The 25,578-nt window shown below is 59.5% G+C and carries 26 protein-coding genes and 3 pseudogenes; 11 read left to right on the top strand and 18 right to left on the bottom strand.

What is annotated here, in order from left to right; all coding sequences use genetic code 11:
* Positions 1-44: 44 nt before the first annotated feature.
* Positions 45-815 (top strand): DeoR/GlpR family DNA-binding transcription regulator, encoded by a 771-nt coding sequence (locus C3F38_RS14780; protein WP_048233999.1) that lies wholly within the window; start codon positions 45-47, stop codon positions 813-815.
* Between the two features lie 63 nt (positions 816-878).
* On the opposite strand, the gene C3F38_RS14775 is transcribed toward C3F38_RS14780, so the two are convergent.
* The 3 genes from C3F38_RS14775 to C3F38_RS14765 all read right to left on the bottom strand — a co-directional run bounded on the left by C3F38_RS14775 (position 879) and on the right by C3F38_RS14765 (position 6,078).
* Complete coding sequence (locus tag C3F38_RS14775; protein WP_094300741.1) at positions 879-3,176, bottom strand: FdhF/YdeP family oxidoreductase; 2,298 nt, start codon at positions 3,174-3,176, stop codon at positions 879-881.
* Positions 3,177-3,379: 203 nt separating this feature from the next.
* Positions 3,380-5,053 carry a gamma-glutamyltransferase gene (gene ggt / locus C3F38_RS14770; protein WP_047730682.1) on the bottom strand — a complete coding sequence of 558 codons (1,674 nt, stop codon included), beginning with the start codon at positions 5,051-5,053 and terminating at the stop codon, positions 3,380-3,382.
* Between the two features lie 161 nt (positions 5,054-5,214).
* On the bottom strand, positions 5,215-6,078 hold the full coding sequence (locus C3F38_RS14765) for a LysR substrate-binding domain-containing protein (protein WP_055312660.1): 864 nt from the start codon (positions 6,076-6,078) through the stop codon (positions 5,215-5,217).
* Positions 6,079-6,221: 143 nt separating this feature from the next.
* On the opposite strand from C3F38_RS14765, the gene C3F38_RS14760 reads away from it, so the two are divergent.
* Complete coding sequence (locus C3F38_RS14760; RefSeq protein WP_047730684.1) at positions 6,222-7,343, top strand: agmatine/peptidylarginine deiminase; 1,122 nt, start codon at positions 6,222-6,224, stop codon at positions 7,341-7,343.
* A gap of 5 nt (positions 7,344-7,348) precedes the next feature.
* Here C3F38_RS14760 and C3F38_RS26865 read toward each other — a convergent pair whose 3' ends face one another.
* Positions 7,349-7,438, bottom strand: a complete 90-nt coding sequence (locus C3F38_RS26865; RefSeq protein WP_158006784.1) for a potassium-transporting ATPase subunit C — start codon at positions 7,436-7,438, stop codon at positions 7,349-7,351.
* 159 nt (positions 7,439-7,597) lie between these two features.
* On the opposite strand from C3F38_RS26865, the pseudogene C3F38_RS14755 reads away from it, so the two are divergent.
* The 3 genes and pseudogenes from C3F38_RS14755 to C3F38_RS14750 form a co-directional block, all read left to right on the top strand.
* Positions 7,598-7,813 (top strand): annotated as a pseudogene (locus C3F38_RS14755) (hypothetical protein); the annotation flags it as partial.
* A gap of 16 nt (positions 7,814-7,829) precedes the next feature.
* Positions 7,830-8,006: a hypothetical protein gene (locus C3F38_RS26860; RefSeq protein ID WP_162272811.1), complete on the top strand. Its 177-nt coding sequence runs from the start codon at positions 7,830-7,832 to the stop codon at positions 8,004-8,006.
* 56 nt (positions 8,007-8,062) lie between these two features.
* A complete protein-coding gene (locus C3F38_RS14750) occupies positions 8,063-8,416 on the top strand; it encodes a DUF1493 family protein (protein ID WP_038871577.1) in 354 nt (117 codons plus the stop codon).
* A gap of 7 nt (positions 8,417-8,423) precedes the next feature.
* On the opposite strand, the gene C3F38_RS14745 is transcribed toward C3F38_RS14750, so the two are convergent.
* Complete coding sequence (locus C3F38_RS14745) at positions 8,424-8,993, bottom strand: DJ-1/PfpI family protein (RefSeq protein WP_004937978.1); 570 nt, start codon at positions 8,991-8,993, stop codon at positions 8,424-8,426.
* Positions 8,994-9,128: 135 nt separating this feature from the next.
* On the opposite strand from C3F38_RS14745, the gene C3F38_RS14740 reads away from it, so the two are divergent.
* The gene (locus C3F38_RS14740; RefSeq protein WP_047730685.1) at positions 9,129-10,667 is read left to right on the top strand and encodes a long-chain fatty acid--CoA ligase; all 1,539 of its coding nucleotides are present in this window, start codon (positions 9,129-9,131) and stop codon (positions 10,665-10,667) included.
* 39 nt (positions 10,668-10,706) lie between these two features.
* On the opposite strand, the gene C3F38_RS14735 is transcribed toward C3F38_RS14740, so the two are convergent.
* Both C3F38_RS14735 and C3F38_RS14730 read right to left on the bottom strand, forming a co-directional pair.
* Positions 10,707-11,981, bottom strand: a complete 1,275-nt coding sequence (locus tag C3F38_RS14735) for a Glu/Leu/Phe/Val dehydrogenase (RefSeq protein WP_047730686.1) — start codon at positions 11,979-11,981, stop codon at positions 10,707-10,709.
* Positions 11,982-12,521: 540 nt separating this feature from the next.
* Positions 12,522-12,869 (bottom strand): antibiotic biosynthesis monooxygenase, encoded by a 348-nt coding sequence (locus tag C3F38_RS14730; protein WP_055317259.1) that lies wholly within the window; start codon positions 12,867-12,869, stop codon positions 12,522-12,524.
* Positions 12,870-13,382: 513 nt separating this feature from the next.
* Between C3F38_RS14730 and C3F38_RS14725 the strand changes: the two genes are divergently transcribed.
* Entirely contained in the window at positions 13,383-14,003 is a 621-nt protein-coding gene (locus C3F38_RS14725; protein WP_047730687.1) for a transcriptional regulator, read from the top strand.
* 50 nt (positions 14,004-14,053) lie between these two features.
* On the opposite strand, the pseudogene C3F38_RS26225 reads toward C3F38_RS14725, so the two are convergent.
* Both C3F38_RS26225 and C3F38_RS14720 read right to left on the bottom strand, forming a co-directional pair.
* Positions 14,054-14,221 (bottom strand): annotated as a pseudogene (locus tag C3F38_RS26225) (hypothetical protein); the annotation flags it as partial.
* A complete protein-coding gene (locus tag C3F38_RS14720; protein WP_025302868.1) occupies positions 14,218-14,577 on the bottom strand; it encodes a helix-turn-helix domain-containing protein in 360 nt (119 codons plus the stop codon). The pseudogene C3F38_RS26225 and the gene C3F38_RS14720, both read right to left, overlap by 4 nt.
* A 104-nt stretch (positions 14,578-14,681) precedes the next feature.
* On the opposite strand from C3F38_RS14720, the gene C3F38_RS14715 reads away from it, so the two are divergent.
* Positions 14,682-15,236, top strand: coding sequence for an NAD(P)H-dependent oxidoreductase (locus C3F38_RS14715; RefSeq protein WP_038871591.1), 555 nt, complete (start codon positions 14,682-14,684; stop codon positions 15,234-15,236).
* 37 nt (positions 15,237-15,273) lie between these two features.
* On the opposite strand, the gene C3F38_RS14710 is transcribed toward C3F38_RS14715, so the two are convergent.
* Positions 15,274-16,050 carry an NAD(P)H-dependent oxidoreductase gene (locus tag C3F38_RS14710; RefSeq protein WP_055317260.1) on the bottom strand — a complete coding sequence of 259 codons (777 nt, stop codon included), beginning with the start codon at positions 16,048-16,050 and terminating at the stop codon, positions 15,274-15,276.
* Positions 16,051-16,134: 84 nt separating this feature from the next.
* On the opposite strand from C3F38_RS14710, the gene C3F38_RS14705 reads away from it, so the two are divergent.
* The gene (locus C3F38_RS14705) at positions 16,135-17,028 is read left to right on the top strand and encodes a LysR family transcriptional regulator (RefSeq protein ID WP_055317261.1); all 894 of its coding nucleotides are present in this window, start codon (positions 16,135-16,137) and stop codon (positions 17,026-17,028) included.
* 13 nt (positions 17,029-17,041) lie between these two features.
* Here the strand turns inward: C3F38_RS14705 and C3F38_RS14700 are convergent, their stop codons facing one another.
* The 4 genes from C3F38_RS14700 to C3F38_RS14690 all read right to left on the bottom strand — a co-directional run bounded on the left by C3F38_RS14700 (position 17,042) and on the right by C3F38_RS14690 (position 20,627).
* Positions 17,042-17,521 (bottom strand): GNAT family N-acetyltransferase, encoded by a 480-nt coding sequence (locus C3F38_RS14700; protein ID WP_038871599.1) that lies wholly within the window; start codon positions 17,519-17,521, stop codon positions 17,042-17,044.
* Positions 17,522-17,631: 110 nt separating this feature from the next.
* Positions 17,632-17,793: a hypothetical protein gene (locus C3F38_RS26415; RefSeq protein ID WP_162838235.1), complete on the bottom strand. Its 162-nt coding sequence runs from the start codon at positions 17,791-17,793 to the stop codon at positions 17,632-17,634.
* A 141-nt stretch (positions 17,794-17,934) separates the two neighbouring features.
* The gene (locus C3F38_RS14695; protein ID WP_055317262.1) at positions 17,935-20,001 is read right to left on the bottom strand and encodes a TonB-dependent copper receptor; all 2,067 of its coding nucleotides are present in this window, start codon (positions 19,999-20,001) and stop codon (positions 17,935-17,937) included.
* 161 nt (positions 20,002-20,162) lie between these two features.
* Positions 20,163-20,627 (bottom strand): DUF2946 domain-containing protein, encoded by a 465-nt coding sequence (locus C3F38_RS14690; RefSeq protein ID WP_071890212.1) that lies wholly within the window; start codon positions 20,625-20,627, stop codon positions 20,163-20,165.
* Between the two features lie 231 nt (positions 20,628-20,858).
* Between C3F38_RS14690 and C3F38_RS14685 the strand changes: the two genes are divergently transcribed.
* Positions 20,859-21,464 carry a class I SAM-dependent methyltransferase gene (locus C3F38_RS14685; protein WP_055317263.1) on the top strand — a complete coding sequence of 202 codons (606 nt, stop codon included), beginning with the start codon at positions 20,859-20,861 and terminating at the stop codon, positions 21,462-21,464.
* Positions 21,465-21,507: 43 nt separating this feature from the next.
* Here C3F38_RS14685 and C3F38_RS14680 read toward each other — a convergent pair whose 3' ends face one another.
* Together C3F38_RS14680 and C3F38_RS14675 are read right to left on the bottom strand one after the other, a co-directional pair.
* Complete coding sequence (locus C3F38_RS14680) at positions 21,508-22,809, bottom strand: sorbosone dehydrogenase family protein (RefSeq protein ID WP_038871605.1); 1,302 nt, start codon at positions 22,807-22,809, stop codon at positions 21,508-21,510.
* A 10-nt stretch (positions 22,810-22,819) separates the two neighbouring features.
* A complete protein-coding gene (locus C3F38_RS14675; protein ID WP_103767482.1) occupies positions 22,820-23,245 on the bottom strand; it encodes a DUF2231 domain-containing protein in 426 nt (141 codons plus the stop codon).
* A 167-nt stretch (positions 23,246-23,412) separates the two neighbouring features.
* Between C3F38_RS14675 and C3F38_RS14670 the strand changes: the two are divergent.
* Positions 23,413-23,867, top strand: a pseudogene (locus tag C3F38_RS14670) (YbaK/EbsC family protein).
* A gap of 84 nt (positions 23,868-23,951) precedes the next feature.
* Here C3F38_RS14670 and C3F38_RS14665 read toward each other — a convergent pair.
* Both C3F38_RS14665 and C3F38_RS14660 read right to left on the bottom strand, forming a co-directional pair.
* Entirely contained in the window at positions 23,952-24,329 is a 378-nt protein-coding gene (locus C3F38_RS14665) for a VOC family protein (RefSeq protein ID WP_055317264.1), read from the bottom strand.
* An 852-nt stretch (positions 24,330-25,181) separates the two neighbouring features.
* Entirely contained in the window at positions 25,182-25,577 is a 396-nt protein-coding gene (locus C3F38_RS14660; RefSeq protein ID WP_004143398.1) for a helix-turn-helix domain-containing protein, read from the bottom strand.
* Position 25,578 lies beyond the last annotated feature (1 nt).

Below are 25,578 nucleotides of genomic sequence, written 5' to 3'. Positions count from 1 at the left end.
GGCGCAAGCAGTCACTCTTACTTAAGGCAGCGAGTGTAATGTGAATGGATATCTCTAATTCCGTGGATAGGCGCAATGAAATACTGGCGCTGATCCAGGCCAACGGCCGGGTTTACGTGAATGAGCTGGCGGATAAATTCCAGGTTTCGCAGGAAACCATTCGGCGCGATCTCAACAAGCTGGAAGATTATCGGCTGATCAAGAAGATCCACGGCGGCGCGGTCAGCAGCCAGTTCAAATTCGAGCATGAATTCAACGAGCGGGCCAAAATCGCCGAGGCCGAGAAGCGCGCTATCGCGGAGAAAGCGGTGACGCTGCTTCAGCCGGGCGATACGGTGTTCGTGGATTTCGGCTCCACCACGTTGGAGTTCGCCCGGCAGTTGGCGACGATCGATCAGTTGACGGTCATCACCAACTCGCCGTTGATCGCCAATGTCTGTCTGGAAAATGACTCCATTGATGTGGTGCTGATCGGCGGGCAGTTCATCGACTCCAAAATGGCGTGCCTGGGTGCAATCGCGTTGAATAATATCGAGGCGTTTTTCGCCGATTACGCCATCATCGGCGCCGGCGCGGTCAACGTGCAGACCGGCGTAATGGATCAGAACGTCAATGAAGCGGCCATCGCGCGCAAAATGATTGCGCAGAGCCGCAAATGCATCGTGCTGGCGGACGAAAACAAGCTGCGCGGACATGCGATGACGTTGGTGGCCAAATGGCCCGAAGTCGATTATCTGGTGACCTCCGACAGCGGCAACGCGTTGGAAGGGCTGATTTTCCCGGCCAACGTCAATGTGTTGGTGGCACAGGTATAAAGGGTTATGAGAAGCCTTTCTCCGGGCCGAGCAACCCGGAGAAGGCCTCCAAACTGCTTTCCTCTAGGCGATGTTGACCTCGCGCACCTCTTTGGATCTCAGCGTTACGCGGATCGGCACCGATTTGTACGAAGGCGTGCCGCTTTCCTCATCGATGTAATGCAGCGGCACCAGCACGTTGGCCTCCGGATAGTAGGCGCCGACCGAACCGGCTGAAATGTTGTAGGCGATCACCGTGATGCCCTCCAGGCGTTGAGTGCAGCCGGGCAGCGCCGTTTCCAGATCGACCACGTCGCCATGCTCCAGCCCCAAACGTTGCAGATCGCTGTCATTCATGAACAAGACGTCGCGCCGGCCGAAGACCCCGCGGTAGCGATCGTCCAGAGCATAGATGGTGGTGTTGTACTGATCGTGGCTGCGCAGCGTGATGAGCCGTAGCGTGTCTTTGTCTGCCGTTGTCTCGTCCTCATGCAGCCCGCTGAATACGGAAAACATCGCCTTGCCCGTCGCCGTTGGCCACTGGCGCTCAGTCGGCGGCAGCGGCATGCGGAAACCGCCGGGTTGACGAATGCGCGCGTTGTAATCGTCGAAGCCGGGGATGGTTTTTTCGATCAAATCGCGGATCACGTCGTAATCTTCGATCAGTTCATCCCAGGGCACCTTGCTGGCGGGCATCACCGCTTTGGCCATGCCGGCCACAATGGCGGGTTCCGAACGCAACAGCTCCGACGCCGGTTTGAGTTTGCCGGACGAGGCGTGAACCATCGACATCGAATCCTCCACCGTCACCGATTGCCGTCCGCCGGCCTGCAGATCCAGCTCGGTGCGCCCCAGGCAGGGCAGAATGAGGGTTTGTTTCGCCACCAACAGATGACTGCGGTTGAGTTTGGTGCCGATATGCACGCTTAATTCCAGCGCTTTCATCGCCGGGAAACTCTGCTCGGGGTCCGGCAGCGCCACGGCGAAGTTGCCGCCCAGGCAGATCAACGCCTTCGAGGCGCCGTCGATCATCGCCTGCATGCATTTCACGGCATCATGCCCGTGGGCTTTGGGCGGGGTGAAGCCAAACACCGTTTCCAGCTTCGCCAAAAAATCGGCCGAGGGTTTTTCGGTGATGCCGACGGTGCGGTTGCCCTGCACGTTGGAATGGCCGCGCAGCGGGCAGATGCCGGCGCCCGGTTTGCCGATGTTGCCGCGCAACAGCAGCAGATCGGCGATCAGGCGCACGTTGGCGGTGCCTTTGTTGTGCTGCGTAATGCCCATGCCGTAGGTCACGATGGTGGCGTTGGATTTCGCGTAAGCGGCGGCGACCTGTTCCAGATCCCGGCGCGCCAGGCCGCTCTCCGCCTCAATCGCATCCCAACCGGTGGTCTTCAGATCGGCGGCAAAATCCGCAAAACCTTCCGTGTGCTCGGCAATAAAGGCGTGGTCCAGCGCATTGCCATGTTCGTCATCCAACTGCAGCAGCGCTTTGGCGATGCCTTTGAGCGCCGCGGCGTCGCCGCCGGCTTTGACCTGATAGTAGGTGGAGGCGATAGGGGTCGAACTGTAGGTCGCCATTTCGATGACGTTTTGCGGATCGGTGAAACGCTCGAGCGCCCGCTCGCGCAGCGGATTGAACACGATAATCGGCACTTTTTTGCGCGCCAATTCATGCAGCGTGCCCATCATGCGCGGGTGATTGGTGCCCGGATTGTGCCCGATGGAGATAATCAGCTCCGCGCTGTCAAAGTCATCCAGCGACACGGTGCCTTTGCCGATGCCGATCGACTGCGGCAGGCCTACGCTGGTCGGCTCATGGCACATATTGGAACAGTCGGGGAAGTTATTGCTGCCAAATTCCCGCGCAAACAGCTGGAACAGATAGGCCGCCTCATTGGACGCGCGGCCGGAAGTATAAAACTCCACCTGCTCCGGCGGCAGCGTCTGCAAAACGGCGGCGATGCGTTGAAACGCCTCATCCCAAGCCAGCGGGCGCAGCGTGTCGGTCCCGGCGTCATAGAACAGGGGCGTGGTCAGGCGACCATAGTCCTCCAGTTCATAGTCGGTTTTCCGCAGCAGTGAGGTCACGGTATTTTGCGCCAGGAATTCGGCCGTCACGCGTTTGCTGGTCGCTTCCCAGGTCACGGCTTTGGCGCCGTTTTCGCAAAACTGGAAGGTGGATCGATGTTCTTTATCCGGCCATGCGCATCCCGGGCAATCAAACCCGTCGGGCTGATTGGTGCGCATCAGCGTTACCGGCGCCTCCAGGGTATCCATCTGTGTGCGCACGGCGATGGCCGTCGCTTTCAGCGCGCCCCAACCGCCGGCGGGCCCATCGTAGGGATGAACCCCGGGAACTGCTCGTCTTTTCGCCATTATTGATTGCCTCCGACACCGCTTACGATAAATACAGGTGATTGATTTACTATGAATATTATCCTTATCGTCCAAGGCGGACCGCAGGCGCCGCCGTCGTTGAACGCAGGCCTGTCGATTCAGTATAGATGAGTAAAAAAGGAGACAGCGGCCATCTGTGCGGGGAGAGCGGCGGCCCGTTTAACCGGAGGTGGGCCGCCGGAGGGTTACTTTTTCACCACCAGCCCCACGCCGCGGCCGCGCGGATCGGACGCGGTTTCCGGCGTGCGGCCATCGATGCGGATAGCCTGAATGTCCCCCATGTTCCAGCCCTGATCTTCGAGGGTGTAGCCCATGGCTTTCAGCTCTTCCGCCGGTTTGCCGGTCAGCGGCGCAAAGCTGTCATAGTACAGGGTGTCCTTCGGCAACAGCTGATGGTGCACGCGCTGGGCGGCCACCGCCTGCGCCAGCGGCAAATGGTAATCGTAGAGGTTGTTGATCACCTGGAAGATCGACGTGAAGATGCGCGATCCGCCCGGCGTGCCGATCACCAGGCTGACTTCGCCGTCGCGGGTGATGATGGTCGGGCTCATCGAGGAGAGCATGCGCTTGCCTGGCTCGATGGCGTTGGCGTCGCTGCCCACCACGCCGAAGGCATTGGCGACGCCGGGTTTGGCGCTGAAGTCGTCCATCTCGTCGTTGAGCAGGAAGCCGGCACCTTTGACCACCACGCCGCTGCCGAAGTCCCAGTTGAGCGTATAGGTGTTGCTGACCGCGTTGCCGGCGGCATCGACGATCGAGAAGTGGGTGGTTTGGTGGGTTTCCAGCCCCGGCCGCACCTGTTCGGTCGGCGAGATCGCCGTCGGGTTGATTTCTGCGGCGCGTTTTTGCAGGTAGTCGGGGGCGATCAGCTGCGCTTCCGGCACTTGAGTGAAATCCGGGTCGCCGAGGTAGTCGGCGCGATCGGCGAACACGCGCTTTTCGATTTCCGCCAGCAGGTGGATATAGCGCGCCGAGTTCAGCGGCACGCCCTTGAAGTCGGCGGCGCGATCTTCTTTTATCCCCAGCAGCTGCGCCAGCGCAATGCCGCCGGAGCTGGGCAGAGGGGCGGTATACACGGTGTTGCCGCGCCAGCTGATGCGCATCGGCTCACGCCATTTCACCCGATAGTCGGCCAAATCCGCCGCGCCGATCAGCCCGTTGTCACGCTGCATTTGCGCCACCAGCAGGCGCGCGGTTTCGCCGTGATAAAAATCGTCGGCGCCCGACTTCGCAATGCGCTCGAGGGTGGCGGCCAGCTCCGGCTGTTTGAACACCGTGCCGGGCTTCATGGCGCCGAAATAGTCGCCAAAGTTGGTTTTACCGGCGAACAGCTTGTTGGCGTCTTCACGGTACTGATACTGCTGATCCGCCACGGTGAAACCTTGCCGGGCGTAGCCGATCGCCGGCGTCAGCAGTTCGGCCCACGGCAGCTTGCCGAAGCGCTTGTGGGCTTCCCACAGCCCCAGCACGGTGCCCGGCACGCCGGCGGCGCGGCTGCCCACCAGGCTGAGATTTTCGATCACTTCGCCTTTCTCGTTCAGGTACAGGGTTTTGCTGGCGGCCTTGGGGGCCACTTCGCGGTAGTCGAGGAAATAGGGTTTGCCGTCGATATACAGCGTCATAAAGCCGCCGCCGCCGATATTGCCGGCTTCAGGGTAGGTGACCGCCAGGGTAAAGGCGGTGGCGACCGCCGCATCGACCGCGTTGCCGCCGGCCTGCAGAATGTGCGCGGCGACTTTTGCGCCATACTGATCCGGGGCAGCGACCGCGCCGGCGGTCAGATCGGCGGCAAAGGCGGTGGGAACGGTGCAGGCCAGGGCCACGCTCAGAGCTATCGTTTTCAATAAACCGGCAGACATAGAAGATCCTTTTAGCGATTTTCAATTATCAGGTGAATTCAACTAATTATTTTGAAACAGCAGGTTAGCGCGTTTTCTTCGGGCTGTTGCGGCGCTTTATTGAAGGTAGCAGCGGTCAGGCGGGGCCGCCTGACCAGAGTAGCGAATCGTGACGTGGCGCGTTATGCACCGGCGGGCAACGCCGACTGCAGCCATTGGCAGAAGTGCCGGGTGAGCGGGTTGTGTTCGCTGTCGCGGTGTAGCAGCCACGCCCAGTTGGCGCCGCGCACGCGTTGTTCGGTTAACGGTTGCAGCAGCCCGGCGTCGCGCGCTTGCTGCGCCAGCAGTTGGCTGACCAACGCGATGCCCAGCCCCTGGCAGGCGGCGTCCAGCAGCAGACCGGGATCGGAGAAGTTCAGCCCGCTGTCGCGCTGGCCGACGTGCGCGCCGCCCGCCACCGTCCAGTGGCTCCAGTCCATCTCCCGTTCGCCGTGCAGGGTCATGCGCTGCTCCGCCGCTAGCGCCAGCAGGCTGGGGTGGCAGGCGGGATAGAGCCGGTCGCTGCAGAGCACGTTAAAGGTGCAGTCCGCCTGCGCGCTGAGATCGTCGCGGATCGCCAGATCGATACTGTCCGTCGCCATATTCGGCGGTTCAAAACTGGTGAACAGCCACAGGTCGACCTGCGGATGCTGCCGATTGAAGTCGCCCAGCCGCGGCATCAGCCAGTGCCGGGCGAAAGCCGGAGTGGTGTTGACGATCAGCTGATTGGGTTTGCGGTACTGATCCAAACGGCGAATGCCGACCGCCAGCTGTTGCAGCATCACCTGTGCGGTGCTGAACAAATCGTGGCCGGCGTCGGTCAGCGTTACGCTGCGGCCGGTGCGGAAGAACAGCGGCTGTTCCAAAAATGCCTCGAGGCTGCGGATCTGCTGGCTGATGGCCGACTGGGTCAGGTGCAATTCTTCGGCGGCCTGATGAAAACTGCCCAGGCGCGCCGCCGCTTCGAAACCGCGCAGTGCGCTCAAGGGGGGCCAGTGTTTTAACATTATCGATAAGCCTGTCTAATCAGATATCCACTAAATATATCGTTTGTCGCGGTGGCAGGGGAAGACTAGCATAAGATTCAACCGCATAACCGTGAATTATTCGGTTAACTTTTTGAATTATAAATGATTAAAAGAGGTCTTTAATGTCAACTCGCCGCGTGTTTATTAAACAGCTTTCCGCCGTCGCCGGAGTCGGTCTGACGGCCTCGCTGGGCGTTTCGTTACACGGTCACGCAGAAGCTGCGCTTAATCCGGCCTGGCGGATGCCCGACGAAGGGGAGCCGCAGCAGCGGGCATTTCTCGCCTTCGGCGCGCAGCGGGCTATCTGGGGCGAATTCACGGCGGATGTGCAGGCTGCGCAGGGCCGTATCGCCCGTGCCATCGCCAAGTTTCAGCCGGTGACGGTATTTTGCCGCGAGCGTGAACGGCAATTGGCCGAGGCCACCTGCGGCAGTCACAATGTCAGCTATGTCGTCACCGAGCTGGATGACATCTGGGTGCGCGACTTCGGCGCCAATTTCGTCGTCAACGGCGCCGGCGAACTCGGGGCGGTGGATTTCAACTTCAACGGCTGGGGCAATAAACAGCGGCATGCCAAAGATGCGCGCCTGGCGGCGTTTGCCGCCAACCGCTACGGTGCCGCCCAACTGCGCCGCAGCGCACTGATAGGCGAAGGCGGCGGTATCGAAGTGGACGGGCACGGCACCGGCATCATGACCGAAAGCAGCTGGGTGAATGCGAACCGTAATCCAGGCTGGAGCCGGGACCGGGTGGAGCAGGAGCTGAAAGCGATGCTCGGCCTGCGCAAAATTATCTGGCTGCCGGGCATTAAAGGCCGGGACATCACCGACGCCCACGTCGATTTTTACGCCCGCTTCGTGCGGCCGGGTGTGGTGGTGGCCAATCTGGACACCGATCCGGACTCTTATGACCATGCGGTTACCCAGCAACATCTGGCGATCCTCAAGGCGGCGACTGACGCCGACGGCCGCCGGCTGCAGGTGCATACGCTTTCGCCGCCGCTGGCGCCGCGCGACAGCCGATTCAGCCGCAACAACCCGGATTTTGCGGCGGGCTACATCAACTATTTCGTCATCAACGGCGCGGTGATCGCCCCGGAGTTTGGCGACCCGCAGGCGGACCGGGCGGCGCTTGAGCTGCTGACGGCGCTCTATCCGCAGCGCAAGGTGGTGCAGCTGGAGATCGACGCTATCGCAGCCGGCGGCGGAGGCATTCACTGCGCGACCAACCAGCTGCCGGTGTAAGACATTCACCGCGTGCGCGTCTGCGAGCCAAGCGCTGCTTGCAGCGCCATATTCAGCTTGAGCACGTTGACGCGGGGTTCGCCAAATATCCCCAAATGGGTGGCTGAATATGCGCGTTGATAAGCGATTAGACCTCTTGCCGGTTTTGCCCAGTATCAGCGTATTGACATCTCCGGCGGCCTCAACCGCTTTTCCTGACGTTGCCAGCATATTAAAGCGCATTGTTCTGTCGATGCCGGCAATACCGATGGTAGAACGCCATTTTGATCGTCGAGTTCGCCGAGGAGATGCACCAGCGGGGTGAAACGCTGATTGGCGCGGCGGTATCCAGCGGCGCCGGTACCGGCATCATCGGCGGCACCATCACCGCCACCGCATTGGCCATCTTTTTCGTCCCGCTGTTTTATGTGTTGGTGCGCCGTATGTTTACCCGTCGGCCCGTCAACCCGCCGTCACAGGCAGGAGAATAACGTGTTGCCACGAGTCATGATGTTAACTTTACCGCTGCTGACCGGCTGTATGTCGCTGGATCCGCACTACCAGCGCCCGGTGGCGCCGGTGCCCGCCGACCGCGCGCGCCAGGCATTTGGCTGCGCGCGGTTTTTTTATGGAAAGTGTAAAGAAACAGAAAACCCGGCCGGCGGCCAGAACTCGCTGCGGTGAGCAGAGTCAGACAGAGAACCGCATTCATCTTTTACTCATATCGGCTCGAGGTCGTCATGGCAGAAGACATTCAGCAACAGGTCATCGCGCTTATCGCCGCCTTCAACGCATCAGGGCGGCTGAAGAAGGGCGTGGCCATCACCCCGGAAACCGAGATCAACACCGCGCTCAACCTGTCGTTCAGCGATTCCAACACGCTGATGCGCCGCTACTTCGATACCTTCGGCGTCGACAGCGGCAACTACAACCACGAACTGTATTTCCGGCCGCCGACCAACACCGGGCGCTGGTTTTCCCCCTCCGCGTGCAAAGAGCATCCCCGGCCGCTGTGCGTATCGATGCTGGTGCGTTCCGCGCGCGCTAAGCGGTGGCTGTACGACATCCACTTCCTGATCGAGCAGCTCCGCTAGCGCCGCGTTATTGCTCCAACACCTCGGCGAACTTCGCCAGCCACTGCGGATGCGCCGGCCAGGCCGGGGCGGTGACCAGATTGCCGTCGACGTGCGCCTGATCGATGCCGATCTCCGCATAATGGCCGCCGCCCAGCCGCACTTCCGGCGCGCAGGCCGGGTAGGCGCTGCAGGTGCGGCCTTTCAACACCCCGGCCGCCGCCAGCAGCTGCGGGCCGTGGCAAACGGCGGCGATCGGTTTTTTCGCGGCGTCAAACGCCTGCACCAGTGCGATCACGTCGGGGTTCAGACGCAGGTATTCCGGCGCCCGGCCCCCGGGGATCAAGAGCGCATCGTAGTGCTCTTCTTTGGCGGCGGCGAAGTCGGCATTTAAGGTAAAACGGTGGCCGGGTTTCTCGCTGTAGGTCTGCGCCCCGTCAAAGTCGTGGATTGCGGTTTGGATATAATCGCCGACGGCTTTGCCGGGGCACACGGCGTCCACCCAATGGCCGATCATCTGCAATGCCTGAAACGGCACCATGGTTTCGTAATCTTCGGCGTAGTCGCCGACCAGCATCAGAATCTTTTTCTTGCTCATGATCACAACTCCTGCGGGATAGGGATTGCCTAAGGTATAGCCCAGCGCCCCTGGGAATGCGAACCGCAAAGCGCCTATCTATACTCGTGATACTGCGGCGCTTTTCTCGCCGCTCAACCCCAGGGAGGATCCCCGATGCTGAATCTGGCTACCTTGCTTGAAGAGAGTGCGCGCACCTGGCCGGAGCGGCCGGCGGTGATACAGGACGACAACCCGCTCAGCTATCGGGCGCTTAACGAAATGGCCAATCGGGTGGCGAATTTGTTGGCCGCGCGCGGCGTGCGGCCCGGTGAACGGGTGGCGCTGGCCTGCCCGAACCGGCCGGAGTTTCCGGCTATCTATTACGGCATTCTCAAAAGCGGCGCGGTGGTGGTGCCGCTGAATATTCTGCTTAAAAGCGCAGAGTTCGACTATTACCTGGCGGATTCGGCGGCGGTGGCGCTGTTTTGTTTCGAGGGCAGCAGCGGCCTGCCGCTGGGGGAGGAAGCGCTGAGGGCGGCGGCGAAGGCGGAGCAGTGCCGCGAGGTGTTTATCATCGGCGATCGGTTGCCGCTCGAGGGGGAGCGTTTCAGCGCGGCAATAGCCGAACAGGCTACCGAATTCGCTTCGGCGACGACGCTCGAAAGCGACACCGCGGTGGTGTTGTATACCAGCGGTACCACCGGCCGCGCCAAAGGGGCGGAGTTGACTCACGCCAATCTGGTGCTCAACGCCTTGGGATCGGTGCGGCTGTTCGACGGTTCGGAGACGGCCCCCGATCGTCACCTGGTGACCTTGCCGCTGTTTCATACTTTTGGTTCGACGGTGCAGATGAACGCCGGGTTTGCCGCTGCTGCCACTCTGGTGCTGGTCGAGCGCTTCGATGCCGCGCAGGCCATCGCGCTGATGCAACGGTACGGCATCACCTTCTTCGCCGGGGTGCCGACCATGTATTGGGCGCTGTTGAATGCGCTGGATGAGCACACGGATATCGAGCGCTTGCGCAGCACGCTGCGTATGGCGGTGTCCGGCGGCGCCAGCCTGCCGGTGCAGATCCTGGAGGATTTCTCGCGCCGCTTCGGCGTCAACATTCTCGAAGGGTATGGGCTGTCGGAGACCAGCCCGGTCGCCACCTTTAACCATCCCCATCGGGTAACCAAACCCGGCTCCATCGGCCAACCGATCTGGGGCGTGGAGGTGCGCCTGCTCGACGCCACCGGGCAGCCGGTCGACGGCACCGACCAGGTCGGGGAGATCGCGGTGCGCGGTTACAACATCATGAAAGGCTATCTGAACCGCCCTGAGGCGACGGCGGAGGTGCTGGAAAACGGCTGGTTCCGCACCGGTGACCTGGCGCGCCGCGACGCCGACGGCTTCTATTTCATCGTCGATCGGGCCAAGGACATGATCATCCGCGGCGGGTTCAACGTCTATCCGCGCGAGATTGAAGAGGCGCTGATTCGCCATCCGGCGGTGTCGTTGGTGGCGGTGATCGGCGTTGAACACCCGTCGCTGGGCGAAGAGATCAAAGCGGTGGTGGTGTTGAAAGAGACGGAAGAGCCGATCGAGGAAGAAACGCTGATTGCCTGGAGCCGGGAGCGGCTTGCGGCGTACAAGTATCCGCGTATCGTCGAGTTCGTCGAGCGTTTGCCGATGACCAGTACCGGTAAGGTGTTGAAGCGCTGTTTACGCTGAGGAAAATCCGGCCTGCCGGGGCAGGCCGGGATACGGGCATCAACCTGGGTAGATGCCGCGCTCTTTACGTGCGGTCAGGATGCGCTCACAGGCCACGATGTAAGCCGCGGTGCGCAGGCTGCACTCTTTCTCGGCCGCCTTGTTCCAGACGTGGACCATGGCGTCGGTCATGATCTTGTCCATACGCTCGTTGATCTCTGACTCGCTCCAGAAGTAGCTCGCCATGTCCTGCACCCACTCGAAGTAACTGACCGTTACGCCGCCGGCGTTACAGATAACGTCCGGGACCACGGTGATGTTACGGGAACGCAGAATGTCGTCCGCTTCCGGGAAGGTCGGGCCGTTAGCGCCTTCCAGCACCAGCTTGGCGCTGAGGATTTCGGCGCGCTGACGGGTGATTTGGCCTTCCAGCGCCGCAGGGATCAGGATGTCCATGTCGACCGACCAGAACGCTTCGCTTTCGATCTCGCTGGCGCCAGGGAAGCCGGCGATCTGCTTGTGCTTGGCCTGGTATTCGGTCAGCGCGGCCAGATCGATGCCGTTGGCGTTGAACAGGGTAGCGGAGTGGTCCTGGATGGTGACGACGCGCGCGCCGACGCCGACGAACAGGCGAGCCGCTTCGCTGCCCACGTTGCCGAAGCCTTGCACCGCCACTTTGGCGCCTTCAATCTGCACGCCCAGACGCTTGGCCACTTCGCTGCCGGTGACGAACACGCCGCGGCCGGTCGCTTTCTCACGGCCCAGGGAGCCGCCGAGGTGGATTGGCTTACCGGTGACCACGCCGGTGATGGTGGTGCCGTGGTTCATGGAGTAGGTATCCATCATCCAGGCCATCACTTTGGCGTTGGTGCCGACGTCCGGCGCAGGAATGTCTTTCTGTGGCCCGATGATGAAGCCGATTTCGCTGGTGTAGCGGCGGGTCAGTCGCTCCAGTTCACCTTCAGACAGTTTGAACGGATCGACGCGGATGCCGCCCTTGGCACCGCCGTACGGCAGGTTGACCGCGGCGCACTTGATGGTCATCCAGGCGGACAGGGCCATCACTTCGTTCAGATCGACGTCAGGGTGGAAGCGGATACCGCCTTTGCCCGGCCCACGCGACAGGTTGTGCTGTACGCGGAAACCTTCGAAGTGACGGATGGTGCCATCGTCCATCTGCAGCGGGATATCGACAATCAAAGCGCGCTTAGGATGACGCAGCGTATCAACCCAGCGTGACAGCTCGCCGAGGTAAGGGGCGACGCGATCGATTTGTTGCAGATATGTAGCCCAAGCGGTGGTGCTGCTGTCTGAAGCGTAGGATAGCTTTTCCATAACCAACCTTTATATATTAGAGGTATTTATTTCGTTTAACCGTGGATTAGCAAGCGCATAACACTTTGCGACGCTAAATTTACCACTAATTATGCCGGTTGTTAGCCCCCCTCTCATCTGGCCAGCGGACGGTTTTTCGCCGCCTGCAGGGCGGCAAATGAATAGTTAATTACTTTTCATTGGCACTGAGCGGGTGCATGCATACTTTATGCATATAAAGCGCATAAAAACCCTTTTCATCTATTTTTCAGAAGCTTGAATGTGATCAAAAAGTTTCATTTTATTTAACTGCTATGTTGACAATGGCGTTTCCCCTCGGCAGCGTTAAAATCCTGTTAAAAAGCCGTCTGCGGCCGTGTTTTTATCGTGCAAAGAGAAGCATAATCCGAGGCTGTTTTAATGTGTTGCGGTCGTCGAGGTAGGGTCTGACAAATGTGCTCACCTGAAACGGACGGGTGACCGCGAGCGGCCACCCGTTCAGGTTTTGCCAATCAGCGTTAAAGAAGACCGCGCCGCCGTGGCGTGGTCATCCGGCACGCATTACGCGCCGGTATGCTGATAGCGTTTTAATTCCACCGGCTCAGCGCCGATACTCGCCAGATATTCTTTGACGGACGCCGGCGCGGAAGCCCGTGTAAATCGGTAGATGTTTTCATCTGCATCCAACAGCGTCTCCCATTTTACAATGTTCACCCAGCGAGGTTCATTGTCTACGCTGATGCCTGAGTCACGCGAAATGAACCCGTTCTGGTTTGAGATAAATTCCTCTTCTACACGCTTGTCCAATACGGCAAACGCTTCAGGGCTGAGTGAGGCCGGCAGTTTAAAACTTGAAACTTCAATAATGTAGCCGTTGGCGGAACAGTCCGCCATGGATTCATGGTTCATAGTAAAAGTCCTTTAAATTAAATTGCTTATACAACTCAAATTAAGCTGCATCCTTATTGCAGTACTGCAAGTTAAATTTATTCTCTATGCCAGAAGGAAATAGTTAGGAATAGTCCGAATTGACGTTTTTCTTTATGCAAAAGATGATGATTTTTATGAGATTTTTCTTGTATAAAGGAGTCCGCTAATCAATTCGCTATCGGCATGAAGTGAATAATTCAATAAAGGGATAGGGATTAATGTCATTGGCAAAGATGCGGCTTTTAAATAACAAAATGGCATGTGAATAAAGTGACTTTAAATATTTCCCTTTCCTCTTTCGCCTGGCGGGGGATATTTTTCCGACGACCGGCAATGGACAATCCTGATCCCGGGTGTGAACAATAAGGGCGCTTGCAGCGCCGCCGTCGGAGCAGGGAGCGCAAACGCCACCCACTCGGCAAGCGGCGGCAACTGCGGTATGCTAAGCGGCTGAACAGCAAACCAAACCGGGCTATACGGAGACACCCCAGCGTGCCGAACTCTTCTTCTCAACTCGAACTTTTGCGCTCGGTCGCCGACGGCGTCGCGGCGCTGTTTTTCCCGAATGCGGAAGTGGTAATCCACGATCTGGCCACCAACAAGATTGCCTATCTGGCGAACAACCTGTCGAAGCGCAAACCGGGTGACGACGCCGGGCTGGACGACTTCGAACTTGCCGGCGGCGCCGGCGTGACCGGCCCCTATGAGAAGCTGAACTGGGACGGCAAAAAGATGCGCTCGGTGAGCATCGCCGCGCGCGACGAGCAGGGCAAGCCCAGCTATCTGTTGTGCATCAACCTGAGCACCGCGATGTTCGAGGACGCCCGCAACGCGCTGGACATGTTCCTGTCGGTCACCCGGCTGCAGCCACAGCCGCAAGCGCTGTTCAAAGATGACTGGCAGGAGAAGATCAACACCTTCCTGCACGACTGGCTGCGGCGCGAAAACGCCGCACTCGGCGCGCTGAGCCGCGAACAGAAACGACGGCTGGTCAGCGATCTCTATCATCAGGGGGCGTTCAAGGCCAAAAGCGCCGCGGACTACATCGCCAACGTGCTGTCGATGGGGCGCGCCACGGTGTACAAGCATTTGCGAGAGCTGAAGCAGGAGTAAAGGCGGCGGGAAAGGCGGAAGAAATGGGCGGCGCTGGCCGCCCATTTTGGTTACCAGCGGTAGTTGACCGAAGCGATGATGCTGCGGCCACTGCCGTAGATGCAGGCGTACTCGCCGCTGCAGGATGAAACGTATTTCTTGTCCGCCAGGTTCTGTACGTTGAGCTGAAGCGCTGCACCGCGCAGCGCCGACGAGGCCTGGCCGAGGTCATTTCTCACGGCACCGGCTGTTCCGGCCGGTGCTGCTCCCCCCAGTTGCACATCATGTCGATCACCGGGATCAGCGAACGCCCGCGCTCGGACAGGCTGTACTCCACCTTGGGCGGGATCTGCGGATACTCCTTTCTCACCACCAGGCGATCTTTTTCCAGCTCTTTGAGCGTCGAACTCAGCGTTTTGTACGAAATGGTGCCGATACAGCGCTGCAGCTCGTTGAACCGTAATACCGGCTTATACAACGCCAGCCAGTAAAGAATAATCATTTTATATTTGCCGTTGATCACCGACAGCGTATAGCCATAGCCGGTGTCTTCGAGGCTGATGCCCGTTGGGCTGCAGTGGGATTCAGCGGTCATTGGGTACTTTCTCCAGGGTAAGTATGTGTCGTGAGTGTGCGTATTTTACATTGTTCCAGCATAACCTATGATGCGCCGGTAGACACCTGACTGGAGAAATCGATATGAAAACCTTGGTAGTGGTGACCCATCCCGATATAGCGAACTCGGTGGTCAATAAACGCTGGCTGGAGGAGCTGCGGCGCTATCCGGAGCGGTATACCGTGCACGAACTGCATCAGGCCTATCCGGATTGGCAGATCGACGTCGCCCAAGAGCAGCGGCTAATTGAAGCCCATGACAACATCGTACTGCAGTTCCCGATTTTCTGGTTCAGCAGCCCGCCGCTGCTGAAAAAATGGCTGGACGACGTGCTCACCTACGGCTGGGCCTACGGTTCCCGCAGCGGCTACAAGATGCAAAACAAGAAGCTGGCGTTGGCGGTCACGGCGGGGGTGCGTGCAGAGGATTATGCGCGCGACGGGCGCTATCGTTATTCGCTGGAGGAAATCTTCCGGCCGTTTGAAGTCACCGCCGGCTACGTGCGGGCCGACTATGCTTCGTTCTTCGCCTTTTACGGCAAGGAGGCCGCGTCGGACGGGACGGTGGAGCCGCTGCAATCCCACGAATTGGATCGCAGCGCGCAAGGCTACCAGGCATTTCTCGCCGCCCTGAATTAACGCCGCGCCTCGGATGCGCCAGGGCGCGCGCATCCTGCTACTCGGTGTGAACGCCGAAACCGTCTTGCCCCGGCGCGAGATGCGCTTTCAGCGTCAGCTGCGGGATCAGATAGTCACCGGCGTTTTGCCGCCGGAAGCGGATTGGCTCGGCGTTCCACAGATTATCCAGCCGCTGCCCGAGCTGCTCGCACAGGGCGGCAAAGCGTGCCTCATCGGTTTTGCCGGCGCGGTAGGTGACGAACGGCGGCAGCACCTTGAAGCCTGGGTAGTGCAGCATGCCGTGCTGGATCGGGAACAGGATATCGTCGATCGGCCCGTTGATGCCGCGCGGGGCGTAATGAGACTCCCAGCCGCCGGCAGTAACGATCAGCATCGCCCGTTTGCCCGCCAGCGTCCCCTCGCCGTAACGGTCACCCCAATGGGTGTCGGAATGCTCACCCACGCCGTAGGCAAAACCATAGGCATACACGCGCTCTACCCAGCCTTTGAGGATCGCCGGCATCGAGAACCACCACAGCGGAAACTGCAGCAGCACCGCATCCGCCCAGCGCAATTTTTGCTGCTCCCGTGCGATATCGGCGCTCTGCATGCCGTTGGCGAACGCGCGCTGCGAATCCAGCGAAGGATCGAAACGAGCCGTTGCCGGGCCTTCCAGACTGTCGTCAGCGTCGAGCGCCGCTTTCCACTTCATGGCGTACAGGTCGGACACCTGTACCTGATGGCCGGCCTGCGTCAGGCGTTCAACGGCGAAATTTTTCAGTGAGCCGGTCAGCGACAGCGGCTCCGGGTGGGCGTATACAATCAGCACATTCATAACAGCTCTCCTTGGTGTGAGAGCTGCAGGTTAGGGCGTTAGTCGGTATATTAGAAATGAATTACCGTTATCCCAGGTATAACTATGAATAATTTAAGGCGGCTGGATCTCAACCTGTTGGTGACGCTCGATGCGCTGCTGGCAGAGCACAATGTCACGCGCGCGGCACAGCGGCTCAATTTCTCCCAGCCGGCGGTCAGCATGCATCTTGCCAAACTGCGGGCGATCTTTGACGATCCGCTGCTGTTGCCCGGCCCACGCGGCATGCGTCCGACCGCCAGAGCGGAACAGCTGCGGGAACCGTTACGTCAGGCATTGGCGGCGCTCGAGTTGGCGGTAACGCCGGCGACGCCGTTCGATCCCGCCGTGGCGACCGATACCTGGCGCGTGGCCGCCTTTGACTACGGCGAATCCACCATCGTGCTGCCGGCGCTGAACGGTTTGCGCACGGCGGCGCCCGGCACCCGGCTGGCGGTGCTGGAGATCGCCCCGGCGCACCTCGCCAAACGGGCGGAGCAAGGGGAAATCGACCTGGTGTTTCATACCCGAGAAGGTGCGCCATCCGGCCTGCGGCAGCGCACGCTGTTTAGCGAACGCTATGCGCTGGTGGGCCGGGTCGGCCACCCCAAGCTGCATGCCAGGCTGACGCCGGCGCAATTTTGCCAATTGGAGCAGGTGATGGTCTCGCCGGACGGCGGCGGGTTCTATGGCATGACCGACAGGGCGTTGGCGGACGTGGGGCTGACGCGGCGGGTGGTGCTTTCCGTGCCGCATTTTCTGTTCGTTATCTCCGTGCTGACGCAGTCCGATTTGGTGGCGATGCTGCCGGAGCGGCTGGTGCGCAACCAGCCTTTATTGCAACGGCTCGAGCCGCCGCTGGCGGTGCCGGGCTTTGAAATGACCATGCTGTGGCACGAACGATCGCATCGGGATCCCGCTCACCGATGGCTGCGCGAACATATCGTGCGTTCAGTGTGAGCGGGTTGGCGGGTTAAAGGGAGAAGCGTTTTTTGATTCTGTCGATCGGCGTGCCATCGCTGAGCGGCACCTGCGGCAAACGATCGTAATCGCGAAAGCCCATTTTGTGATAGTAGGCGAGGCCACCGACGTTATCCGCCCGAATGGTGGCGTTGATGTGCTTGAAACCGTGAGACTTCGCCGCCGCTAATGTGGCAGGGAACAACGCACTGCCGACGCCACGCACCTTCGGCGACAGGCGGGAGAAGGTGGCAATATCTGCGGTATCGGGCGGCAGGGCATCATCTGCGCTCAGCGCCTGGAAGCCCACCAACAGCCCATCTACCTCCGCGACCTGGCAGCTCAGCGCATTGCTGCCGCTGATGAACCATTCGCTGAATTCGGCGGGGGTGAGGGGCGTTTCTATCGCCGTCGTGCCGCCGGCGCCGATCACGTCATTCAATAACTGCGTCAGGGCTTCAGTGTCTTGCGGGGTTACCGTTCTGATCTTCATTGCGTTGCTATCTCCTATGATGAATCGGCTGGAACCATCGAAAGAAGATAGACGCAGGCGTCCGATAATGAAATATCGGAACGTGCCTGACCAAAAGACAGTGCGGGGAATTACATGAACAGGAAGCGGTCGGCCAGCGGAACCCCACGTTCGAGGCGCGGTGGCAACGCGTCGTCGCGATCGTCAGGCTGAGCAGCCTGCGGCGCGGCGTCTTCGGCTTTTTCAATCATCAGCTCGCCGAGCAGGGCCAGAAAACGAGTGAGCTTTTGCATATTCCCTCCGGATCCTTGATTACATTGAGAGTGATACTAATCGCCGCTCAACCGAATGGGAAAAACTTAAAACTCATATCCTAAGAACCGGATCGCATATCGCCTGACCGGGCGACGGTTGCCCATCGCCCGGCGTACGGTTTAGAAGGTGACGTTAACCTTGGCCCACAGGGTGCGGCCCGGCTCATTCACCGCGCTGTTGGCCGAATACCCGAAGGCGCTGTTGCCCGCCAGGTTGAGGTGTTCGCTGTAGGTCTTGTTCAGGATGTTATCCAGACCGGCGCTCAGCTTGACGTTTTTATTCACCTTGTAGGCGGCATTGGCGGAAAGCACACCGAAGCCGGCGCTTTCGGCAAAGTCTTTGCCTACCACGTTGCCTTCGTTGATCGCCACGCGGTTTTGGCTGCTGACCAAACGCCACAGCCCGGTGCCGCTCCAGTCGCCGTACTCATAGGTGAGCCCCAGACGCGCCTCCAGCGGCGGGATCTGCGGCAGCGGCCGGCCGTCGCTGGTGTTTTTGCCCCAGGAGTAGGCCAGGCTGGCGTCGGTTTTCCAGTGCTCGCTCAGCGGGTAACCCATGCCCATTTCACCGCCCATGATGTTGGCGTTGACGTTATCGGCCTGGCTGAGACGCGCGTTGTGCGGATCGTATTTGAACAGGATGAAATCATCGACGCGGCCCACGTAAGCGGAGACCCAGCCGTTGAAGCGTTTGCCGTTGTACTGCGCGCCGATGTCGAGCTGCGTGGTTTTTTCGCTCTTGACGCTGGAGAACGGATCCTTGCTGCCGTTCGGGCCGAGCTTCGGCGAGAACAGCTCCCAATAATCCGGGAAGCGCTCGGTATAACCGACGCCGGCATACAGCATCAGCGGCAGGTCGGCCAACGTATGCTCAAGACGCATAAAGCCGCTCGGCAGGGTGTCCGAACGCTCCCCGTCGCTGCCGCTGCGGAAATTCTCCACCAGGGTGCGGTCAAGACGCGCGCCGCCGATCAGTTTATCCTGTTCGCTGGTGGACCAGGTCAGTTCACTGAAGGCGCCGTAGCTGTTGAACTGGGCGTCTTTTTCCCAGCTGCCGCGGCTCATGCTGCGGTGGGTGTTGGTTTGGGTGTCCAGGCCGCTTTCAAGCTTCACGTCCTGCCACTGCCAGGTGCCCATCACGCGGCCGCCGACGGTGCGACGATCGAGCTGCATCGTCATGCCGGAGGACATCATGTGCCCGCCGTGGCCGCCCATACTCATACCGCCATGGCCCCCGTGGCCACCCATGCCGCCGCTGCCCGGCGAGCGCAGGGTGACGTTGTCCATCACGTGGTTGGCGTAGTTGTAGTAGACCTGCGCTTCCAGCTTATCCAGCACCTCGCCGATGTTGGATTTTTCCACCCGCATGCCCAGGCTTTCGCGCTTGAACTGCGAACCGTCCATGCTGCGGCCGGCATAGCGCGCTTCGCCGTTGCCGCGGCCCATAGTCACTTCCAGCAGCGTGTCGGCGTCCGGCGTCCAGCCGAGCGCCAGATCGCCGTTCCACTTGTCCCAGCGTGACGGCACGCGCGTATTCGTTCCGTCCTGATAGTCGTTGGAACGCGATTTGTTGGCCATCACTCGCAGGTAGCCTTGTTCGGCGCCGAGGCTGGCGTCGATATTCTCGTCCCATCGGCCGTTGGAGCCGGTCAGCACGCTGGCGTTGCCCTTGATGCCCGGCTTGTCGAAGCGCGGGCGTTCACGCTCGAAACGCACCGTGCCCGCCGACGATCCCGGCCCCCACAGCACCGTCTGCGGCCCTTTGGTGATGGTCAACAGATCGAAGCTTTCCGGCGAGATGTAAGAGGTCGGCGCATCCATCCGCGATGGGCAGGCGCCCAGCATTTCCGAACCGTCGGTGAGGATCTTCAACCGCGAACCGAACATGCCGCGGAACACCGGATCGCCGTTGGTGCCGCCGTTGCGGATCTGCGAAAAGCCGGGGATGGTTTTCAGGTAGTCCGAACCGTCGCTAGCCGGCACCGGCTGGCGCGGGGTTTTCGGCGAGGTGACGATGGTCAACGGAGAGTAGAGCGGCGCGGTAACGGTGATCACGTCGCCATCATTAACCTGTGCGTCGGTAGGGTGCTGATGCGCCTGCGCCGCGTGGCCGGCCAGCAGGAACAGCGGCATGGCGGTGGTGATGGCGCGGGTAACGGCGTTCTTTTTATAAGTCGGTTTAAACATCATCTTTCCTTAAGCTAACTTTTTTCCGTTCTTGGCCGTGGGATTATTCAGGCGTGGGGTGGCCTGGCGAAAATCACCATCGGAAAATACGGGGGTTAATTCCATCAACGTGGAAATAACCGGATTAATAATGTCGTCTCGATGATTAACCGTTGGGCGAATTAATTCCGCCGGGTTGAAGCGAACAACGGCAATACAGAGAACGGCAATGGGTTTATTGTTAAATCAGAGGAAAGAGACGGGGGGGCGCGCGGCTGTAATTCGGTATGAACGACGTGGGCAAACAGGGGAACGAGATAGTGAATCGGCGGCGGGCGCGAAGCCAGCAACCGGGACCAGAACAGCGGGGCGTGGCTCACGTCCAGCAGCGGCGCGTGCAGCAACAGCACGCAGTAGCCGCAGGCGCTGTCGTCCATCATCATCGCCATGTTGTGATGGCCGCCGCCGTGCTGCATCAGCGGCTGTGAGGCTTTTTCAGGCTCAGGCGGCGGCGAGTGCATCCCGTGATGCATCGGCATCTCCATGCCGCAATCCGCCATGACGGTCGTTCCAGCACTTCCGGCGCGTACATGCTCCAGGGATCGCGAGACCACCGGCGCAATGAACAACATCAGAATGGCAAACATCCCTAACCAGGCGGCGGCCCGATGTCGCGATGCAGAGCGCTGAATTAACGACACAATCAACCTAAAAAAAGGGTTAACACAGGGTAGGGAATTGTACTGGTTTATGTCGAAATGTTAAAACCTTTTATTTCTGGTCAACGGTCTGTTGATGAATATATTATCGGATAAGCGCTTTAATTCTGACCAAAGGCTATTTTTTTTGGCGCCAATCACGTGACGGGGACAATATTAATGACGGAAAAACTGGCGAGCACCATTATCCCGCTTTATGACGAACATGCCGCCGCCTGGGAACGTCTCAGACCCACCACGCTGTTTGAACGGCCGTGGCTCGATCGCTTTTTGCAGTTCACCCCGGCCAATGCGCGGCTCCTCGATCTCGGCTGCGGCAATGGCACGCCGATCGCCGCCTATTTTATCGAACAGGGGTATCGGGTCACCGGCGTCGATGGTGCTCAGGCGATGATCGCGCGCTGCCGGCAGCGTTTTCCGCAGCAGGAGTGGCGAAAAATGGATATGCGCCAGCTGGATTTGGCGACGAAGTTCGACGGCCTGCTGGCCTGGGACAGCTTCTTTCATCTGGCGCGCGACGATCAGCGCCGGATGTTTCCGCTGTTCAGACGGCATGCCAGGCCGCAGGCCGCACTGATGTTCACCAGCGGCCCAGCCGACGGCGTGGCGATCGGCAGCTTCGAAGGCCAGCCGCTGTTTCACGCCAGCCTGGCGCCGGAGGAGTACAGACGTTTATTGCAGGTGAACGGCTTCCGCGTGGTCGACCATGTGGTGGAAGATCCCGCCTGCGGGGGAAGAACGGTCTGGTTGGCGCAGCTTGTTTAGTGACAATGTCACGGGCAGATTCCCCAGAACCTGCCCGTGAGCGTTATTTAGCGCTGACTCGCCAAACGGTGTTGCCCACGTCATCCGCAATCAGCAGGGCGCCGGTCTTGTCGACCGCTAATCCTACCGGTGCGCCATAGAGTTCCTTCTCGTCGTCGGAGACAAAGCCGGTGACCACCGCTTTGAGTTTGCCGACCGGTTTACCTTGCTCGAACGCCACGTAGCTGATCCGGTAGCCGTTCAGCGGCGAGCGATCCCAGCTGCCGTGCTCACTGACAAAGGCGCCGCCGCGATACTCGGCCGGCAACGCGTTTGCCGTATAGAACAGCAACCCCAGGGGCGCGACGTGCGAGCTGAGGGCGTAGTCCGGCTTGATGGCTTTCGCCACCCGATCCGGCCGCGCCGGCTGCACCCGCCGATCGACGTGCTGGCCGAAATAGCTGTAAGGCCAGCCGTAGAAGCCGCCGTCCTGTACCGAGGTCAGGTAGTCCGGCACCAGATCGGCGCCGATCTCGTCACGCTCGTTGACGATGGCCCACAGCTTGCCGCTGTGCGGTTCCCACTGCAGCCCGGTCGGGTTGCGCAGGCCGCTGGCGAAGACACGGCTGGCGCCAGAGGTGGTGTCCACTTCCAGCACGGCGGCGCGCCGGTACTCTACGGCCAGGCCGTTTTCGGTGATGTTGCTGTTGGAGCCGACGCCGACATACAGCTTTTTACCGTCCGGGCTGGCCAGTAGGGCCTTGGTCCAGTGGTGGTTGATGGTGTCCGGCAGATCGGCCAGCTCTTTACCCGCATCACTGATGCGCGTTTCGCCCGGCTGATAGGTGTACTGCATGATGTTGCCGGTGTTGGCCACGTACAGGGTGTTGCCAATCAGCTGGACGCCGAATGGGGAATCGAGCCCCTCGAGGAAAACATGCTTTTCCCAGCTGCCGTCGGCGGTTGGGCGCAGCAGGGTGATGCGGTTACCGCCTTTGCCGCCTTTACCGGACTGGCCTTTCACCAGCCCGGCGATCAGCTGCTTGGGCGTGCTCACCGCCTCCGTACCCGGCCCGTTGGCTTCCACCACCAGGACATCGCCATTCGGCAGGGTAAGCAGCTGGCGCGGATGCAGCAAACCGTCCGCCACCTTATCGATTTTCAAACCCTCGGCCACTTTCGGCATCTGGTTTTGCTGCCAGCCGACGCCTTTTGGCACCTGCATCGGCGGCATCAGGAAGTTTTGCGCCGCCGGCAACACCGGATCCGGCCCCATTTGTTGTTCTGGCGAAATGACGGCGCTGTTATCGCAGCCGGCCAGCGCCAGCACGGCCGAAAGCGCAATCGCGGTGGATGATAGCTTCATGAAAACCTCCTTATTTTGCGCAGGCGCCCACGGCCAGCAGAATGTTGGCGAGGCTCAGCAACGCGACCACGATCGCAGACAGCACCAGGCCTTGCGGCACCACGGCATACGCATCCCGGCTATGCACGAAAGCGTTAATGATGGCGAGAACGATGGCGATCAGATTCAGCCAGAAATGGAGCCTGACCGGTGAGCCCTGCAGCCGGCCGCTGCCGAACCACACCTGAACCAGGTTAATCAGCCGGGGAATAATGGCAAAAACCAGGCCGATGGCGATCAGCCAGCTGGCACCATTGACCCACTGAATATTCGCCGTGCAGGCATAGATGATGTCGAAAATCAGCGCCGCGGTGAAAAATCCGTAGGGTAGCGGATTGAGCCATTCATAGACGGCCACCGCGACCGCTGAAGGCCTTGCTGTGGTTTGCGTGGTCATGCAGGTATCTCCATGAAAAATGATAGGTAAAAAGGCGTAGGCCCCTTAAAGCTTTGTTCAGATTCACCGATTTGAACAATTTTGATTCTCATTTTTAGCATGCGATGCTAAAACCTAAACCCTCACTGCGGCATTATCAATGGCTTAGCAACATCGGGAGGAAGGGCATGAGTATAGAGCGCGTTCAGCAATTTCTGGCCGAGCACGCCCCGGAAACGGCGGTAACGGTGCTGACAAAGAATACCGCGTGGCGCTGGCGGCGGAAGCCTTTGGCGTGGAAAGTGGGCAGATCGCCAAGACGCTGTCGTTTCGCGTGAACGACGGCGTGGTGCTGTTGGTGATGGCGGGAACCGCCAGAATCGACAACAAGAAGTACAAACAATTCTTCGGCGTAAAGGCGCGCATGCTGCCGGCGGAGGAGGTGGAGGCGCTGACCGGCTATCCGCCCGGCGGCGTTTGCCCCTTTGCCGCACCGGCAGCGGTGAGAATTTACTGCGATCGCAGCCTGTGCAGCTACGGTGAAGTGCTTCCGGCAGGTGGCAGCGATAACTCCGGCGTGAGAATTGCGCCACAGCGGCTGGCCAGCATCACCGGAGCAGAGTGGATTGACGTGACGAGGTAACGTTAAGTGACGATGTCACAATCGCATTATGTTAAATCCAATGTATTACTCATGATTAATGTGCTGTTTTAACTGGAAAAATCACTAGATCATCGGGTTATGGCAAACCGCTTCGATATTGTGGCCATCCGGGGCGATCACAAATGCCGCATAGTAGTGGGCATGGTAATTGGGCCGCAAACCGGGCGCGCCATTGTCTATGCCGCCGGCATTTAGCGCGGCGTGGTAGAACGCATCGACCTGTTCACGGCTGCTTGCGGCAAATGCCAGGTGCAGGTGTGCCGGTTTTTCATCGGTTTGAAACAGGCACAATGACACGTTATCCCGATCGGGACAAAGTTCGACGCCATAGCCGGGCTCGCCTTCGGCAACGATCTTTACGCCCAGCGGCGCCAGCGCATTGAGGAAAAACGCTTTGCTAAGGGCAAAGTCGCTGACGCCAAATTTCACATGGTCAAACATGGAGAGGCTCCTGGAGCGTGGAAGAATATTCCCTTCAGTATAGCCAACGCCGTGGTGGGCGCCGAAAGCGATGCAAACGCACGCCAATGCGCATTTAGCATACAAATCGTGCCCGTTTAAGTGACGCGTTTGGGAGAAATCTGCAGTATCGTAGCCGCCACGTTTTATCAGATTTCACGTAGCGCGATCAAAAAAGCAGGGGATTTCTGGCCAATACCGGCAGTTTGCGCCATAGAAAATCATGTCCGGTCATCATTACTTGAGCGGGAAATGGCAGCACGCATCATCACGGTCGAGAGCTATGATCTCTGGAACACTATCAAGATGAAGCGCTGAAACTACGCGAGATATTGGCTGGTGTGTTTAAGGGTAATTCATCATATCGGTAGTACAGCAGTGCCAAACCAACAATTGTTATCTTGCTGGACTTGAAAGCCTGGCGGCGTTGGATGGTGTGAATAACAGGATGCATGACATGAGGTCTACGCCGCGTGGCGAGAACGGCATTACCGGCAGGCGTTGCTGCAGCAAGTGAACAGGCGATCAGACAGTTAGCGTTCAGAGATTTTCTGCGCAAGCATCATGGTATTGCTGAGCAACACAAACACCAGGCAGCAGAAGACCGCCGGCAAAAACCGGCGGCTTATGGTCGGTTGAAAAACGAATTAGTTCAGCGGCATGAGAGCAGCCGGCGCCAGCATGGCTGGCCGCAGGAGAAAACCCATGAATCAGGCCCGGACGGCAGAATCCACATATCATCACCTTTGTCTAGCCAATGTTGAAATGTCGTGCTGAAAACAAAGCTGACCTGACGTCAGTGGAGAGTCTGGACAATGCCTTTTTAAGGTTGAGTCAGGCTTTGGAGGAAGAACGTGGTTGCCAGGTTTTCTCGGCTATCATCAGTTTACGTACGGTCTCTTTTGAAATCCGGACACCGTATTCTGTGGTCAGAATTCGCCAGATGGCTGACGGATTCATACCCCGGCCGCGTGAGCGAATAAGCTGCAGTGCCTGATCTCTGATGGTGGTGTTTAACTGATGATTGCCGGGCTTTCCACGGCGCCGGCTGACCAGACCGGCTGGCCCCAGCTCGCGATAGCGCTTAATCAGGCGGGAGCACTGACGACGGGTGAGCTCCATGGACTCTGCCACTTCTGCCAGCGTGATTTCCCGCGCCATATAGGCTTCAATCAAATCCAGGCGTAGCGCTTCGTGAAGTGTCAGGAGCACTGGTTTGTTGTCGTCCATT

It is taken from the genome of Serratia sp. SSNIH1, assembly GCF_002935055.1.
Lineage (GTDB): Bacteria > Pseudomonadota > Gammaproteobacteria > Enterobacterales > Enterobacteriaceae > Serratia > Serratia nevei.
This window is presented reverse-complemented; position numbering and strand designations above follow the sequence as displayed.

Excerpts from the sequence above, each read along its gene's own strand:
- C3F38_RS14780 (WP_048233999.1), top strand. The coding sequence starts at position 45 with ATGGATATCTCTAATTCCGTGGATAGGCGCAATGAAATACTGGCGCTG.
- ggt (WP_047730682.1), bottom strand. The coding sequence starts at position 5,053 with ATGTCTGCCGGTTTATTGAAAACGATAGCTCTGAGCGTGGCCCTGGCC.
- C3F38_RS14765 (WP_055312660.1), bottom strand. The coding sequence starts at position 6,078 with ATGTTAAAACACTGGCCCCCCTTGAGCGCACTGCGCGGTTTCGAAGCG.
- C3F38_RS14760 (WP_047730684.1), top strand. The coding sequence starts at position 6,222 with ATGTCAACTCGCCGCGTGTTTATTAAACAGCTTTCCGCCGTCGCCGGA.
- C3F38_RS26860 (WP_162272811.1), top strand. The coding sequence starts at position 7,830 with ATGATGTTAACTTTACCGCTGCTGACCGGCTGTATGTCGCTGGATCCG.
- C3F38_RS14750 (WP_038871577.1), top strand. The coding sequence starts at position 8,063 with ATGGCAGAAGACATTCAGCAACAGGTCATCGCGCTTATCGCCGCCTTC.
- C3F38_RS14745 (WP_004937978.1), bottom strand. The coding sequence starts at position 8,993 with ATGAGCAAGAAAAAGATTCTGATGCTGGTCGGCGACTACGCCGAAGAT.
- C3F38_RS14740 (WP_047730685.1), top strand. The coding sequence starts at position 9,129 with ATGCTGAATCTGGCTACCTTGCTTGAAGAGAGTGCGCGCACCTGGCCG.
- C3F38_RS14735 (WP_047730686.1), bottom strand. The coding sequence starts at position 11,981 with ATGGAAAAGCTATCCTACGCTTCAGACAGCAGCACCACCGCTTGGGCT.
- C3F38_RS14730 (WP_055317259.1), bottom strand. The coding sequence starts at position 12,869 with ATGAACCATGAATCCATGGCGGACTGTTCCGCCAACGGCTACATTATT.
- C3F38_RS14720 (WP_025302868.1), bottom strand. The coding sequence starts at position 14,577 with ATGACCGCTGAATCCCACTGCAGCCCAACGGGCATCAGCCTCGAAGAC.
- C3F38_RS14715 (WP_038871591.1), top strand. The coding sequence starts at position 14,682 with ATGAAAACCTTGGTAGTGGTGACCCATCCCGATATAGCGAACTCGGTG.
- C3F38_RS14710 (WP_055317260.1), bottom strand. The coding sequence starts at position 16,050 with ATGAATGTGCTGATTGTATACGCCCACCCGGAGCCGCTGTCGCTGACC.
- C3F38_RS14705 (WP_055317261.1), top strand. The coding sequence starts at position 16,135 with ATGAATAATTTAAGGCGGCTGGATCTCAACCTGTTGGTGACGCTCGAT.
- C3F38_RS14700 (WP_038871599.1), bottom strand. The coding sequence starts at position 17,521 with ATGAAGATCAGAACGGTAACCCCGCAAGACACTGAAGCCCTGACGCAG.
- C3F38_RS26415 (WP_162838235.1), bottom strand. The coding sequence starts at position 17,793 with ATGCAAAAGCTCACTCGTTTTCTGGCCCTGCTCGGCGAGCTGATGATT.
- C3F38_RS14695 (WP_055317262.1), bottom strand. The coding sequence starts at position 20,001 with ATGTTTAAACCGACTTATAAAAAGAACGCCGTTACCCGCGCCATCACC.
- C3F38_RS14690 (WP_071890212.1), bottom strand. The coding sequence starts at position 20,627 with ATGTTTGCCATTCTGATGTTGTTCATTGCGCCGGTGGTCTCGCGATCC.
- C3F38_RS14685 (WP_055317263.1), top strand. The coding sequence starts at position 20,859 with ATGACGGAAAAACTGGCGAGCACCATTATCCCGCTTTATGACGAACAT.
- C3F38_RS14680 (WP_038871605.1), bottom strand. The coding sequence starts at position 22,809 with ATGAAGCTATCATCCACCGCGATTGCGCTTTCGGCCGTGCTGGCGCTG.
- C3F38_RS14675 (WP_103767482.1), bottom strand. The coding sequence starts at position 23,245 with ATGACCACGCAAACCACAGCAAGGCCTTCAGCGGTCGCGGTGGCCGTC.
- C3F38_RS14665 (WP_055317264.1), bottom strand. The coding sequence starts at position 24,329 with ATGTTTGACCATGTGAAATTTGGCGTCAGCGACTTTGCCCTTAGCAAA.
- C3F38_RS14660 (WP_004143398.1), bottom strand. The coding sequence starts at position 25,577 with ATGGACGACAACAAACCAGTGCTCCTGACACTTCACGAAGCGCTACGC.